The organism is Rhizobacter sp. (assembly GCF_035702065.1).
Taxonomy (GTDB): domain Bacteria; phylum Pseudomonadota; class Gammaproteobacteria; order Burkholderiales; family Burkholderiaceae_C; genus Rhizobacter.
In genome coordinates this window covers 1-14,250 of the sequence record NZ_DASSRA010000060.1, presented here as the reverse complement: position 1 = coordinate 14,250, position 14,250 = coordinate 1, and the positions used below count along the sequence as shown (strand labels likewise).

The following is a 14,250-nucleotide window of genomic DNA, read 5'->3' as shown; positions in this document are numbered from 1 at the left end:
CAAAGAGATAGTCCAGCTGGATGCCGGGGTCAAGGCACGCATCGCCACCAACTAGGGCCGTGCGGCACACCCCATGAAGCACGCCTCGCCGGCCACCATCGCCAAGCTCGGCCTGCTGCTCGTGCGCATCCGCAACGCGGGGCGGCTCACCGAGCGCAAGCCGGGCACTTTCTACCTCGGGCCCAAGGCCTTTCTGCACTTCCATGAAGACCCTGCCGGTCTGTTTGCCGACGTGAAGCTCGACCTCGCCGGCTTCACGCGCTTTGCCGTCAACACCCGGGCCGAACAGGACGCGCTGGTGCATGCGGTGTCGCAGGCACTCTCCAGCCAGTGTTCAGTGCGCTGACGACTTCGAGAACACGTTGATCACGATCACGCCCGCCGCGATGAGGCCCATGCCGACAAGGGCCGGCGCGTCGAGCGTCTGCTGGAAGACCCACCAGCCCACCAGCGAGATCAGCACAATGCCCACACCGGACCAGATGGCGTAGGCGATGCCGGTGGGGATGGTGGCCAAGGTGAGCGAGAGAAAGTAGAACGAGGTGCAGTAGCCGACGACCGTCACCACGCTGGGCCACAGGCGGGTGAAGCCGTTCGAGGCCTTGAGGCAGCTGGTGGCCACCACTTCGACCACGATGGCGATGGCGAGGAACAGGTAGGCTTTGTTCATGGCGCAGATTGTGAACAATGGCACCCACGTTCGTGAAAGGAGCTCGCCGTGCGCATGCCTTGCCTCTTGAGCCTCGCGCTCGCCATCGCGCTGCCCTTGTCGGCCTGCTCGTCGCAACAGCTCTACAGCACTGGCCAGGAATGGCAGAAGAACGAGTGCAACAAGCTTGTCGACGCCGAACAGCGCACGCGCTGCATGAACAACGCCAAGATCTCGCACGACGAGTACAAGCGCGATGCCGAGGCGGCGCGGGCAGGCAGCGGCGCATCGCAGGGGAAGTGACGCTGCAACGCGTGAGGCCGCAGAGGGCAAGTCGGCCGGCGCAGAATGGCGCGGTCACGGCACCGAGAAAGCGCCTCATGCAGACACGAAGCTTCACTCTTTTCGCCACCCTGGCGACGGCCCTGGTGCTGGTGGCCTGCACCACGGCCCCGCTCTCCTTCCTGGTCGGGCGGCCGCTGACCAAGACCGACATGACTCTGTACCCGGTGCGCGTGGTCTCCGTCGATGGCGGCCACGACTTCACCCTGCCCGCCGCCGTCGGCCCGGGCGTGCGCGAGGTGGTGCTCGAAGCCGCGCCGGGGCGCGGTGCGCTCAACGGCGTGCAGAAGACCTTCATGATGAAGATCGAGCCGTGCACGCGCTACTTCCTGGCGGCGCGGCGCGACTCGCCGATGTCGTCGGACTGGGCGCTGGTGGTCGACTCGACCGAGACGGTCGGTGGCTGCACCCCCGAAGAAGAGTTCAGGAAGGCGGGCTACACCGCGGCGCCGGCGGCCAGCGCTGCACGCTGAGCGGGCTGGGCTGTTCGGCCCATCAAGGGCTGATCAACGGCCTTCTTCCGCCGCATTTCCGGCGAGTGCGCGACGGTGCACGCACGGACACTGGGCCACACACCCTGTTCCGCCGCACTCTGCCATGCAACTCCTCGGTATCCCGCTTCGCAAGCCCGCTTTCAACGAACTCACCGCTGCCACCATCATGGGCGCTGGGCTGTGGGTGCTGGCGGTGGGCGTGATGCATGGGCTGCAGCTTGACCTGGGCGCGATGGACGCCGGCGCCTTGCTGGTGGTGCTGCTGTGGGGCTGCATCTCGGTGCGCGTGGGCATCCGCGTGGGCCAGGGGCAGCGCCATCTGGTGGCCAACCTGCTCGTCACGGCCGCGCTGCTGGGCGCCTACCAGAGCGCCTGGGCGCTCGCCGGCTGACTGCAGCTCAGCGCGCGGCCGCACTGCCGCGCCCCGGCACATCCCACCCTCTGCTGTTGACACACCGGCGTGTCGGCGCGCATCCTGCGGGCTCCGGCGTCAGCCGGGCGCCGTAGGTGCGGGACTACGGGCGCTCGCGATGTTCTCTGCTGCAGTGTGAAGTCGATGCCGGGTACCTTGCTCCGCACCTTTCAACAACGGAGAAATCGCATGAACTTCATCATTTGGCTGATCGTGGGTGGGCTCATTGGCTGGGTCGCCAGCATGATCATGAAGACCGACGCCCAGCAGGGCGTGATCCTCAACGTGGTGGTGGGTGTCGTCGGCGCCCTGCTGGGCGGCTGGTTCCTCGCGCCGATGCTGGGCACGGGCACCATCAACTCCAACGACTTCAGCATCGCGAGCCTGGGCGTCTCGCTGCTCGGCGCGGTGATCCTGCTGGCCATCGTCAACCTGGTGCGGCGCGGCAGCGTGCGGTAGCCAAACGCTTCGGGTTTGTCGATTTGGGGCGTGCTGGTTCGTCGTGAAGGGTGAGCCCGTGGCACCCGACGGAAGGGTCGTCGGACCATCGGGCTTGGCGCCACCCACCAGGAGAACCGCATGAAGCACTTTCTCGCCGTCTACACCGGCACCCCCGAAGCCATGGAAGCGTCCGGCTGGAACGCCTTGCCCGAGGCGGTGCGCCAGCAGCGCACCCAGGCCGGCATCGCGGCCTGGCAGGCGTGGATGCAGACGCACCAGGCCCGCATCGTGGTGGCCGGCGGGCCGATCGGCAAGACCCGGCGCGTCTCCCCTCGTGGCGTGGAAGAGGCGCACAACAACATCTGCGGCTATGTGGTCGTGAGCGCCGACTCGCACGCGGCGGCGGCCAAGCTGTTCGAAGGCCACCCGCACTTCTCGTTGTTCCCGGGCGAGGCCGTCGAGGTGATGGAGTGCCTGCCCGTGCCCGGCGCCTGAGCCCCTGCACCTTAGCCCGGCACCCAGCCGCCCCACGCCGGGTGCGGCTTTGTCATGAGCGGTCCGACGGGCTCAGCGCGGCGACCGCAGAATGCGCCGCAGTCCCACCCACCCCAGGCCGACATGACCGCGCATTCCGTCTTCCCCAACGACTTCCCGATCACCAAGAAGTGGCCCGCCCAGCACCCTGACCGCATCCAGCTTTACTCGCTGCCCACGCCCAACGGCGTGAAGGTGTCGATCGCGCTGGAGGAAACGGGCCTCCCCTACGAGCCGCACCTGGTCAACTTCGGCACCAACGACCAGTTGTCGCCGGAGTTCCTCTCGCTCAACCCCAACAACAAGATCCCGGCCATCATTGACCCCGTCGGCCCCGGCGGCCAGCCGCTGGCGCTGTTCGAGTCGGGCGCGATCCTCGTGTACCTGGCGGCCAAGTCGGGCCAGCTCATGCCCACCGACCTGGCGGCGCGCTACGAGACGCTGCAGTGGCTGATGTTCCAGATGGGCGGCATCGGGCCGATGTTTGGCCAGGTCGGCTTCTTCCACAAGTTCGCCGGCAAGGAGTACGAAGACAAGCGCCCGCGCGACCGCTACGTGGCCGAGGCAAAGCGCCTGCTGGCCGTGCTCGACCAGCGCCTGAAGGGCCGCGCCTGGATCATGGGCGACGAGTACACCATCGCCGACATCGCCAGCTTCCCGTGGATCAACAACCTGGTCGGCTTCTATGGCGCCGGTGATCTCGTGGGCTTTGACGAGTTCACCGAGGTGCAGCGCGTGCTGCAGGCCTTCAAGGCGCGGCCGGCGGTGGTGCGCGGCCTCAACATCCCGGCGCGCCCTTGATGCGCTAGACCAAGCGCTGCGCCTCCAGCCACGCCGCCACCGCCAGCGGCGTGCGGTCGTGCAGGTAGGGGCCGATGACCTGCACGCCCATCGGCAGGCCCCCCGCCGTGCGCGCCACCGGCAGCACCGTGACAGGCAGGCCGGTGAACGAGGCCAGGGCCGACCAGGCCCCCTGCGCGGCAAAGGGCGTGTCGCGGCCGTCGATGGACAACAGGCGCTCCTCGAAGCCCACGCTGTCGCCGTAGTGCGTGAAGGCCGCGGTGCCGAAGGCCGGCATCAGCACCACGTCGAAGGACTCGAACAGCCGCTGGCACTGCGCGCGCGCCAGCGCCTGCTCGTCGAGCAGGGCCAGCCACTCGTGCGCGCTGATCACCGGGCCGGGCTGGCCTTGCGACACGAAGGCGCCGACCAGCGCACCGAAGTGCTTCAGCAGCGTCATCGGCTCGGGCAGCAGCGGGCTGTGGGCGGTGACTTCAGCCCCACCGCGCGCCAGCGCGTCGGCCGTGGCCTGCACGGCGCTGCGCACTTCGCGGCTGGCCTGTGCCGCCGGGTGCTCGGTGACCACCAGCACGCGCAGGCCGCGCGGGTCGGTGCGGCGCGGCGGCGGCAGGGTGGCGTGCCAGGCGGGCGCTTCGTCGGGGTCGGGGCCGGTCAGCACGTCGAGCGCGAGCGAGAGGTCGGCCACGTTGCGCGCAAAGGGGCCGATCACGCCGATGGGGTCGTCGTGCGTGCCCTCGTGTCCGGGAAAGCGCATGCCGCGCGTGGCCAGCAGGCCGTGGCTGGGCCGGTGCGTGCACAGACCGCTGAAGTGCGCGGGGATGCGCAACGAGCCGACGAAGTCGCTGCCCAGCTCCAGCGGCACGAAGCCGGCGGCGACCGCCGCGGCCGAGCCGCCCGAGGAGCCGCCGGGCGTGCGCGTGAGGTCGAGCGGGTGCGCCGTGCGGCCGTACAGCGGGTTGGCGGTCTGCCAGTCGGCCAGGCCCCTCGCGCAGTTGGTCTTGCCGAGCAGCACCGCGCCGGCGGCCTTGAGCCGCGCCACGGCGACTGCGTCTTCGTGGACGGGCAGGTCGCGTGCGAAGTCGAGTCCCCAGGTGGTGGGCAGGCCGGCGACGTCGAACGACTCCTTCACCGTGAGGGGCACGCCCAGCAGCGGGCGGCGCTCGCCGCGCGACAGCGCCGCATCGGCCGCACGCGCCTGGGCACGGGCGCGCTCGAAGTCGCGCACCACCACGGCGTTGATCGCGCCGTCGCCGGCGTCGATGCGCGCGATGGCGGCGTCGCAGGCCTCGGCGGCGCTGAGCTGGCCGGTGGCGAGGGCCTGCGCCAGTTCGGTGGCGGAGGTGGTCGCGAGGTCCATGGCGATTCCTTTCAGCGCAGGGGCACGTGCAGGTCGGTGCGCCACTGTTCGGGCGGCAGCGTGCGCGGGTCGTTCAGGTAGTGCTCGAAGGGCGGCACGTCGCGCAGCGCATAGCCCATGGCGGGCAGCCATTGCCCGTAGATCGCGGCCCATGTACGGTGCAGGCCGTCGTAGGGCCCGAGGTGGTTGAACACGGCATAGCGACCACCCTGCAGGGCGCGCCAGGCCAGGCTGCCTTGCAAGACGATGGGCGGGCGCGCGGCCCCGAAGCCCGCGCCGATCCAGATGCGCACCTGCGGGTCTTCGCTGTGCTCCGGCTCGTCGGGCAGGATGCCCACGCTGAGCGTCACACGCTCGGCGAAACCCGCCTGCGCGATGGCGCCCCACAGCTCGGCCGCGGCCTGTTCGGCGGCGCGCGCCATGCGGCCTTCGTGCATGCCACGGCCGGTGGCGGTGAGCACCGGCTGCTCGGGCAGGTCGACCAGGCGCGGCTGCAGGGCCACCGACGGTGTGTCCGGGTCGGGCCCCGTGGGTTGGCCTCGCCGTTCGTAGAGCTGCTGCCAGCGCGGCGCGGCGCCGGCGCGCACCGCAGTGGGTGTGGTGTCGAGTTCGCGCCGCATCGCCTTGGCGAGGGCCTGCGCCGAGTCGTAGCCGACGACCAGGGCCACGTCGAGCACCACCGCGCGCTCGTCGGCGAGCAGCTCGCAGGCGCGCTGCAGGCGCCGCCAGGTGACGTAGCCGGCCACCGTGGTGCCCACGTGGGCGCGGAACAGGCGGTGGAAGTGGAAGGGCGACATCGCCGCCTGCGCCGCCAGCGTCTCGTTGCTCAGCGGCTCGGCCAGATGCTCGCCGATGTACGCCACCGCGCGGGCCAGCAGGTCCAGGTAGCGGACCTGCGGCTGGGCCGAAAGGGTGTGCTTGTCGGGCATGCGGCCATTGTGGCGAGCCGCGTGTGCCGTGGCGTGTCCGGGCTTGCGGTTTACTGCGTTTCGAGTTCGGCGCCGAGGTCGCTGGGCGCACCCAGCACGAAGCCTTGCGCGCAGTCGGCACCGGCCTGTTGAAGCAGCGCCAGTGCGGCCGGGTCTTCGATCTGCGGCGCGATGACCAGCACGTTCATCGCGTGGGCCAGGTCGGCCATGGCGCGCACCATCGTCACGCCCATCTCGTCCTGGCCCAGCGCCTGCACCAGGCTCGCATCGAGCTTGACGGCGTGCAGCGGCAGGCTGCGCAGGTGGCCCAGGCCGTTGAAGCCGCGGCCGTATTCGTCGAGCATCAGCAGCACACCGGCTTGCGCGAGTTCGGTGAGGATGGGCAGCAGCGGCGCGAGCTGGCCGGCGACTTCGCTCTCCTTGAGTTCGATGCACAGCTGGCCGGGCGCGAAGGCACCGGCGCGCAGCAGCGTGTTCAAGCGCGCGAGGTAGCCCGCGTCGAGCAGCGACACGGCCGCCACGTTGATGTGGAAGCGCCCCGCCGGGCGCGGGCTGCGCTCGGCCAGCATCCAGGCCAGGTGGTTGAGCACCCAGGTGTCGAGCTGGGGCATGAGCTCGAAGCGCTCGGCCTGCGCCAGGAAGGCGCGCGGGGCGAGCGGCGTGTCCACGTCGTCCAGCCGCAGGAACACTTCATGGCCGTAGACGGCGCGTGGCGCGGTGTGCTCCAGCCGGCCGTGCCACGCGTCGCCGGCCAGGGCGCCGGGCGGCAGCTCGCGCAGGTCGAGGATGGGCTGGAACTGCAGCGCGAAGTTGCCGGCCGCGAGCGCGCTGTGCAGCCGCTCCGACCAGCTCTGCTGCAGGGCGGCGAGCGCGCTCGCGTCGTCGCCCAGGTCGAACATGTGGATGCGGTTGCGGCCCTGGCGCTTGGCGATGTGGCAGGCGGCGTCGGCGCAGTTCATCGCGTAGGCCGGCGAGAGTGTGTGGCGGTTCAGGCGGCTGATGCCCACGCTGCCCGAGACCTCGAACTCGCGCCCGCCGTGGCTGAAGCCGGCTTCGTCGAGGATGGCGCGGAACTTCTCGGCCAGCGCCAGCATGCTGCTGTCGTCGACGTTGCGCAGCAGCACCGCGAACTCGTCGCCGCCCAGGCGCGCCACCAGGTCGCTCTGGCGCGAGCGCGCCTTCAGCTTGCGGCCGATGCCCGACAGCAGCGCGTCGCCCGCGGCGTGGCCGGCGGTGTCGTTGATGTGCTTGAAGCGGTCGAGGTCGATGAACAGCAGGGCGCTCTGCTCGCTGCTTCGGCGCAGGCGGAACACCTCCTGCTCCAGCATGTATTCGAAGTGGCGGCGGTTGTGCAGCTTGGTGAGGTGGTCGTGGCGCAGTTGCCATTGCGTCTCGGCCTCGTGGCGCTTGCGCTCGGCGATGTCGCGGAAGGCGACCACCACGCCGACGCAGACGCCGTCTTGGTGCTGGGGGCGCACCGTGCATTCCACGTTGAGCATCTCGCCGTCGGCGCGCCAGAACACCGTCTCCCAGTTGCTGAGCGAGTCGCCCAGCTCGTAGGCCTGCTGCAGGAAGCAGGTTTCGGCCGGCACCGCGCGGCCGCGTTCGTCGGCGTGGTGGATGCGCTCGTGGGCGGACAGGCCCACCAGCTCGTCTTCGTGCGCGCACTGCAGCAGGCGCAGCGCGGTCGGGTTGACGAAGGTGATGCGCCCGCTGCGGTCGACACCGTACACGCCGTCGCCCACCGAGGCGAGGATGAGCTCCAGGCGCTGGCTCTCGGCCTTCAGGCGCTGCTCGCGCTCGCGCAGGCGGGCCAGGCTGTCGACGCGCGCGATGAAGAGCTCGTCGGACTCGTTCTTGAACATGCACTCCATCGCGCCGGCTTCGAGACAGTCGCTGATGAGGCCGTCTTCGTAGGAGCCGGTGAGCACGGCCAGCGTGAGGTCGCGCGTGGCCGGCAGGTCGCGCAGCGCGCGGCACAGCGCGGCGCCGTTCATGCCGGGCATGAAGTAGTCGACCACGGCGAGGTCGAAGCGCTCGGTGGCCACCTTGGCGAGCGCGGCTTCGGCGTGCTCGCAAGTCACCACCGCATAGCCGTGGTGGCGCAAGAGACGCTGGTACTTGGTGCGGCTGGTGCGCGAGTCGTCGACCAGCAGCACCTTGAGGGCGGTGGGCGACTCGGCGCTGGGCCGCGTCTCGCGCGCCACCTGCGCCAGCAGGCCCCGCAGCAGACGCGGCACTTCGGAGGGGCGCTGCAGACGCTTGATGAGCGTGTGCGGTCGTTCGCTGCCGAGGCTCGCGCTCACGCGGCTCGGGTCCACCGCCAGCACCAGCAGGGCCACGTGGCGGCAATCGGGCTTGCGCAGGCGGTGCGCGAGCGCCTCGCAGATGGCGGCCGGCGCGGTCGACCAACCGACCACCACCGCGCACAGGCCGCGTGCGATCTCCTGCTCCAGCGCGGCAAGCGCGTCCGCGTCGGCCGGTGCCGCGACCACGTTGAACCCGTGGCGCAGCAGCAGCTTTTCCATGCCGCGGCGCAGCGTGGGGGAGGACTCGACGAGGAGCAGCCGGTGCATGCCTGAAATCTTAGGGTGGGGCCTTTGCCCGCTGGGCGTGGGATTCGTGACGGAGTGGTGCAAAGGCCGTTCCCGGGCGGGTGGGGGGCATCGCCGCTCAGTAGGTGGAGGGGGCCGACAGCAGCTTGTAAGGTGGCCGCGCGCGGGCCTGCTTGACGTAGACGAGGGTGATCACACGCTCCACGTGCGGCGTGTTGGACATCACGAAGTCCAAAAGCCGCTGCTCGTCGCGCGCGTCGCCCACGCAGCCTTCGAGGTAGACCACGCGGCGCTGCACCGTCACCCACAGGCTGGAGCGCGGCGCGGGGTGGCGTGCCGTGAACGCCGACTGCACGGCCTGCGCGATGTCGGCGTCGTAGGCGTAGGAGTTGGGCCGTTCGCATTGGCCGGCCAGCCAGCAGGTGGTGCCGCGCTCGGCCCGCCCGTGCGACTGCACGCGCCGCTCGGCCTCGGTCATGAAGGGGCCGGCCGGCACGGGGCAGTGCGCGACCTGCGTGCTCACGGTGAAGAAGGGGTCGTTGAACCAGTTGCGCCGTTGCGGCGGGGTTTGCGTTTGCGGCCACGCCACCGTGGGCGCCCACAGCGCCACGCACAGCCAGGCCGCAAGCGTGGGGCGGAACATGCCGCGGCTCAGGGAGGCGGCAGCGCGGGCAGCTGGCCCACCGCCGCGCGGTAGGCGTGCCAGGTGGCATGGCCCAGCACCGGCCCGACCACCAGCAGCCCCAGGAACCAGGGCAGCAGCGCCAGCACCACCAGCGCGGTGATCACCGCGCCCCAGCACAGCATCACCACCGTCTGCGTGAGCACCAGCCGCAGGCTGGTCAGGGCGGCGCCGATGGCGTCGCTCTCGCGGTCGAGGATCATCGGGATCGACACCACGCTCACCGCGTAGATCAGCCCCGCGAAGACGCCGCCCACGGCCAGGTAGGCCACGATGAAGCCGAGGTGCTCGAAGGCCATCACCTTGAGCAGCGAGCCCTTGAAGTCGGGCATGCCGTCGAAGCTGACGGCAAAGATCACCAGCGCGGCGCGGCCCCACAGCATCTCCAGCACGAGCAGCGCAAAGCCGAAGATGGCCAGCGTGCCCAGCCGCGTGCGCCAGGCCAGCAGCGAGTCGATGAAGTGCGGTGCGTCGCCGCGCTCCAGCTGCTGGCTCACGCGGTACAGGCCCATGCACAGGAAGGGCCCCATGAGCAGGAAGCCGGCCGACAGCGCCAGCACGTAGACCGGGGCGTGCTGGAACACCGCCAGCAGGGCCCAGCCCATGGCGACGAAGCAGCCGCCGTAGAAGAGGCCGATGGCCGGGGCGCGGGCGAAGTCGCGTGTGCCCAGGGCGAGCCAGCGCCCGATGTCGCGCAGGTGCAGCGTGTGCAGCGGGAGATCGAGCACGGTGGTGGGTGCGGGCGGCGAGTCGGGCGTCATGGCGGCATCTTGCTGCGAAACAAGCCACAGGTTCCCCTCGTTCTCCCGGATGGGCGGGCCGGGTGGGCGGGAATAGCCTGGGTTGGCCATGAACAGTGACCCCAGCGGGCACGACACCGCCTACTACGCCGGCCGCCTCGTCGGCCACGTGCCGTCGCTGCTCGCCTACTGGAGCCGCGACCTGCGCTGCCGCTTTGCCAACGCGGCCTACGGGCGCTGGGCCAAGAAGGCGCCCGAGCAGCTGATCGGCATGCCGATGCCCGAGGTGCTGGGCCACCGCTGGGAGCAGGTCGAGCCGCACGTGCGCGCCGTGCTGCGCGGCGAGGTGCAGGTGTTCGAGCGCCGCACCACCGGGGCCGACGGCGTGACCCGCTACGCCCTGGCCCACTACGTGCCCGACGTCGTCGACGGGGCGGTGGTGGGCTTCACGGTGCAGGTGACCGATGTCACCGAGATCAAGCAGACCGAAGCGGCCTTGCGCGAGGCCCAGCGGCTCGGCCAGATCGGCGGCTGGGTGTGGGATCTGCCGTCCGACACCACCGTGTGGTCCGAAGAGCTCTACGCCATCCTGGGCTGCGACCCGAGCCAGCCCGCGCCCGTCGGCAAAGAGCACCAGCGGCTGTACGCACCGCACAGCTGGGCGGCGCTGAAGGCCGCGGCGGTGAATGCCATCCGCACCGGCGAGCCGTATGCGGTCGAGGTGGAATACCGCCGGCCCGATGGCGCGGGCGGCTGGCTCGAATGCCGCGGCGAGGCGGTGCGCAACTCGGCTGGCAGGATCGTCAAGCTGCGCGGCGTGGTGATCGAGATCACCGCACGCCGCCAGGGAGAAGAGGCGCGCATGCAGCGCGACCTGGCCGAGGCCGCCAGCCGCAACAAGACGCAGTTCCTGTCGCGCGTGAGCCATGAGCTGCGCACCCCCCTCAATGCCGTGCTCGGCTTTGCCCAGCTGAGCGAGATGGACCCGACGCTCAGTGCCAAGCACCGGCAATGGGCCGCCGTCATCATGAGCAGCGGACAGCACATGCTCGACCTGATCGAAGACATCCTCGACCTCTCGGGCGCCGAGCTGGGCCACCTCAAGGTGACAAGCGTCGAGATGGACCTGGCCGCGCTGGTGCTGGGCAGCGTGGCCGAACTGACCGCCCTGGCCGACCAGTCGCAGGTGAGCTTCGTGTCGCAGCTGGCGCCTGGCGTGCCGCTGCACGTGGTGGGCGACCCGCGGCGCGTGCGGCAGATCGTCAACAACCTGCTGTCCAACGCCATCAAGTACAACCGCCCGGGCGGCCGGGTCACCTTGCTGGCGGCCGAGCGCGGGCCGGTGGTCGAACTGCGGGTCGAAGACACCGGCGTGGGCATGTCGGCCGCACAGCTCGAACGCATGTTCACGCCCTTCGAGCGCCTGGGCGCCGAAGCCACCGCCATCAAGGGCAGCGGCATCGGGCTCGCGCTGGCCAAGAAGCTGGTCGAGATGATGGGCGGCACGATCCAGGTGCAGAGCCAGCCGGGCGCGGGCTCGGCCTTCGTGGTCACCTTGCCGGCGGCACAATCGCCCGCATGACCGACGAGGGCGCACGCACCCCCCGCATTCCCGCCCGCTTCAACCCCCGCCTCACGCTGCGCACCCTGGGTCGCGGAGACGGTCTGCTCGGCCTGCGGCCCACCGGCGCGATGGGCCCGCGCGGGCCCGAGGTCACCGTCGCATGGGTCGACTGGGTCTACCTCGGCGAAGGGGGGCGCCGCTTCGAGATGCCGGCGCCCGACTCGGTGCTGAACACGCGCGCGCCAGCCATGCAACACGTGCTCGACACGCAAGGCCGGGAGTGGCACCTGCAACGCGACCGCGCGGCCGAGGCCGATGCGCTCGACGCGGTGTGGGCCGCCGGCCTGCAACCCGTGCCCGACGACGCCCTGCAATGGCGCGCCGAGGCGGCGGTCCGCGGCCCGCTGTGGACCTTGGTGCGCGAAGACTTCTTCGGTGACTTCTGGGCCGAGGTGCTGCCGGCGTGGCGGGCGCAGGGCTGGACGGTCGTCGTGCAGCCGGGCTTCGCGCACGAGACGCTGCAGGCCGACGCCACGGCGATCCGCTTGCGCCTGCCCGAGCGCGAAGGCTCGTGGATGCTCTCGCTGGGCATCGAGATCGACGGCGAAAGCTGGGACCTGGTGCCCTTGCTGGCCGACCTGCTCAAGCGCGACAGCCGCTGGCTCGATGCGCGCCACATCGCCGCCATCGACCCGCGCGCGCGGGTGCGCCTGCATGCACCCGGCGGGCGGCGCATCGACGCACCGGCCGCGCCGATCAAGGCCATCGTCGGCGCGATGGTGGAGCTGCTCACCGACCCGCGGCGCCAGGGTGGGCCGATCGCGCTCTCGGCGTGGGAGGCACAGCGCATCGAGGCCTTGCGGCTCGATCTGCACGATGGGCGCGAGCGGCCGCTGCAAGGTGACACCGCGTTGCGGGCACTGGCGCAGCGCCTGCGCGACGCCGGCTCGCCGCCGCCGGTGGCCGCGCCCGAGGGGCTTGGCGTGCGCTTGCGGCCCTACCAGCTGCACGGCCTGGCGTGGCTGCAGTACCTGCGCGCGCAGCAGCTCGCCGGCATCCTGGCCGACGACATGGGCCTGGGCAAGACGGCGCAGGCGCTGGCGCATTTGCTGATCGAGCAGCAGGCCGGCCGGCTGGATGTGCCGGCCCTGGTGGTGCTGCCCACGTCGCTGCTCTTCAACTGGCAGGCCGAGGCACGGCGCATGGCGCCGGCGCTGCGCCTGCTCACGCTGCAGGGGCCCCAGCGCGCGAAAGACTTTGCACGCATGGGCCAGCACGACGTGGTGCTCACCACCTACCCACTGCTGTGGCGCGACATCGAGGCGCTGTCGGCGCAGCGCTTTCACCTGCTGATCCTCGACGAAGCGCAGAGCGTCAAGAACGCCGGCAGCCGCAGTGCGCAGGCGGTGCGCCGGCTGCAGGCACGACACCGCCTGTGCCTCACCGGCACGCCGCTGGAGAACCACCTGGGCGAGCTGTGGGCGCAGTTCGACTTCCTGATGCCCGGCTTTCTGGGCGATGCACGCAGCTTTGCGCGCTTGTGGCGCAAGCCGATCGAAGAGAACGGCGAGACCTTGCGCGTTGAAGCGCTGAAGCAGCGCGTGCGGCCCTTCATCCTGCGCCGGCGCAAGGAAGACGTGGCCACCGAGCTGCCGCCGCGCAGCGAGGTGATCCGGCGCGTGCGGCTGCAAGGCCGCCAGCGCGAGCTGTACGAAAGCGTGCGCGTGGCCAGCGACGAGATCGTGCGGCGCCTGCTCACGCGGCGCGGTTTCGAAGGGGCGCAGATCAGCATCCTGGATGCCTTGCTGAAGCTGCGGCAGGTGTGCTGCGACCCGCGTTTGCTCAAGGGCACCCAATCACCCCAACGCGCACCGAAGACGATGGAGCGCGCCAAGCTGGAGCTGCTGCGCGACATGCTGCCGGCGCTGGTGGCCGAAGGGCGGCGGGTGCTGGTGTTCTCGCAGTTCACTGAGCTGCTGGGCTTGATCGAGGACGAGCTCGATGTTCTTGATCTGCCCTGGCTGGCGCTCACCGGGCGCACGCCGGTGGCACGGCGCGGGGCGCTGGTGCAGCGTTTCCAGGCGGGCGAGGTGCCGGTGCTGCTGGTGAGCCTGAAGGCGGGTGGGCTGGGACTCAATCTCACGGCGGCTGACACGGTGATCCACATGGACCCGTGGTGGAACCCGGCGGTCGAGGAACAGGCCACGGCGCGGGCGCACCGCATCGGGCAGACGGCGCCGGTGTTCGTCTACAAGCTGGTGGTGGAGGGAAGCATTGAGGAACGGATGCTGGCGTTGCAGGCGCGCAAGCGGGCGTTGGTGGAGGGGGTGGTAGGGCACGATGGCGGGGCGGCGCTGAAGTTCAGCGCGGAGGATCTGATGGGGCTTCTGGCGCCGCTGGGGGATGCCTCCAGCCGTTCGGGCTGAGGTATCGAAGCCTTGTGGCTGCATGCGCATGAGGCTTCTTCTTACTGCGAGAGGCCGCTGCCGGGATATGCGCCCGGCGGCGCACCTTCTTTTCTTTGCTTGCCCAAAGAAAAGAAGGCAAAAGAAAGGGCACCCTGCTCGCCGGTCGCCCTAGGGGCGACTGCTCTGCGGTGCTCGGTCTTTGCGGGTCGCGCCCAACTCACTACGCGAGCTTTGCTCGCTGCGTTCAAACAGGCGGCGCGAAGTCAGAGGACGAAGCGCGCTGGCGCGCGCCCCGCAAAGCCCTGCGCTCCTCGACGGCTCACCAAGGGGCCCGAAGAGAAA

General features: G+C 70.5%; 15 protein-coding genes. 9 read left to right on the top strand and 6 right to left on the bottom strand.

Annotated elements, in window-relative coordinates:
- Positions 1-73: 73 nt before the first annotated feature.
- Positions 74-346 (top strand): hypothetical protein, encoded by a 273-nt coding sequence (locus VFL64_RS02865; RefSeq protein ID WP_489538874.1) that lies wholly within the window; start codon positions 74-76, stop codon positions 344-346.
- Here the strand turns inward: VFL64_RS02865 and VFL64_RS02860 are convergent.
- A complete protein-coding gene (locus VFL64_RS02860; RefSeq protein ID WP_489538873.1) occupies positions 335-670 on the bottom strand; it encodes an SMR family transporter in 336 nt (111 codons plus the stop codon). The genes VFL64_RS02865 and VFL64_RS02860 overlap by 12 nt on opposite strands.
- A 54-nt stretch (positions 671-724) precedes the next feature.
- On the opposite strand from VFL64_RS02860, the gene VFL64_RS02855 reads away from it, so the two are divergent.
- From VFL64_RS02855 to VFL64_RS02830, 6 genes are all read left to right on the top strand, one after another.
- Positions 725-952, top strand: coding sequence for a hypothetical protein (locus tag VFL64_RS02855; protein WP_489538872.1), 228 nt, complete (start codon positions 725-727; stop codon positions 950-952).
- Positions 953-1,029: 77 nt separating this feature from the next.
- Entirely contained in the window at positions 1,030-1,464 is a 435-nt protein-coding gene (locus tag VFL64_RS02850; protein WP_489538871.1) for a hypothetical protein, read from the top strand.
- Between the two features lie 124 nt (positions 1,465-1,588).
- Positions 1,589-1,876, top strand: coding sequence for a hypothetical protein (locus VFL64_RS02845; RefSeq protein WP_489538870.1), 288 nt, complete (start codon positions 1,589-1,591; stop codon positions 1,874-1,876).
- 210 nt (positions 1,877-2,086) lie between these two features.
- Complete coding sequence (locus VFL64_RS02840) at positions 2,087-2,356, top strand: GlsB/YeaQ/YmgE family stress response membrane protein (protein WP_489538869.1); 270 nt, start codon at positions 2,087-2,089, stop codon at positions 2,354-2,356.
- A 120-nt stretch (positions 2,357-2,476) separates the two neighbouring features.
- Complete coding sequence (locus tag VFL64_RS02835) at positions 2,477-2,833, top strand: hypothetical protein (RefSeq protein ID WP_489538868.1); 357 nt, start codon at positions 2,477-2,479, stop codon at positions 2,831-2,833.
- A 123-nt stretch (positions 2,834-2,956) separates the two neighbouring features.
- Positions 2,957-3,673 carry a glutathione S-transferase N-terminal domain-containing protein gene (locus VFL64_RS02830; protein ID WP_489538867.1) on the top strand — a complete coding sequence of 239 codons (717 nt, stop codon included), beginning with the start codon at positions 2,957-2,959 and terminating at the stop codon, positions 3,671-3,673.
- 4 nt (positions 3,674-3,677) lie between these two features.
- Here the strand turns inward: VFL64_RS02830 and VFL64_RS02825 are convergent, their stop codons facing one another.
- The 5 genes from VFL64_RS02825 to VFL64_RS02805 all read right to left on the bottom strand — a co-directional run bounded on the left by VFL64_RS02825 (position 3,678) and on the right by VFL64_RS02805 (position 9,957).
- Positions 3,678-5,030 (bottom strand): amidase family protein, encoded by a 1,353-nt coding sequence (locus VFL64_RS02825; RefSeq protein ID WP_489538866.1) that lies wholly within the window; start codon positions 5,028-5,030, stop codon positions 3,678-3,680.
- Positions 5,031-5,041: 11 nt separating this feature from the next.
- Positions 5,042-5,959 (bottom strand): AraC family transcriptional regulator, encoded by a 918-nt coding sequence (locus tag VFL64_RS02820; RefSeq protein ID WP_489538865.1) that lies wholly within the window; start codon positions 5,957-5,959, stop codon positions 5,042-5,044.
- A 50-nt stretch (positions 5,960-6,009) separates the two neighbouring features.
- The gene (locus VFL64_RS02815) at positions 6,010-8,535 is read right to left on the bottom strand and encodes a two-component system response regulator (RefSeq protein ID WP_489538864.1); all 2,526 of its coding nucleotides are present in this window, start codon (positions 8,533-8,535) and stop codon (positions 6,010-6,012) included.
- Positions 8,536-8,632: 97 nt separating this feature from the next.
- Positions 8,633-9,157: a BON domain-containing protein gene (locus VFL64_RS02810; RefSeq protein ID WP_489538863.1), complete on the bottom strand. Its 525-nt coding sequence runs from the start codon at positions 9,155-9,157 to the stop codon at positions 8,633-8,635.
- 8 nt (positions 9,158-9,165) lie between these two features.
- Positions 9,166-9,957, bottom strand: coding sequence for a DUF2189 domain-containing protein (locus tag VFL64_RS02805; RefSeq protein ID WP_489538862.1), 792 nt, complete (start codon positions 9,955-9,957; stop codon positions 9,166-9,168).
- Between the two features lie 88 nt (positions 9,958-10,045).
- Between VFL64_RS02805 and VFL64_RS02800 the strand changes: the two genes are divergently transcribed.
- Positions 10,046-11,518 carry a PAS domain-containing sensor histidine kinase gene (locus VFL64_RS02800; RefSeq protein WP_489538861.1) on the top strand — a complete coding sequence of 491 codons (1,473 nt, stop codon included), beginning with the start codon at positions 10,046-10,048 and terminating at the stop codon, positions 11,516-11,518.
- A complete protein-coding gene (locus VFL64_RS02795) occupies positions 11,515-13,926 on the top strand; it encodes a DEAD/DEAH box helicase (RefSeq protein WP_489538860.1) in 2,412 nt (803 codons plus the stop codon). Before VFL64_RS02800 ends, VFL64_RS02795 begins: the two co-directional genes overlap by 4 nt.
- The last annotated feature ends 324 nt before the right edge of the window (positions 13,927-14,250 follow it).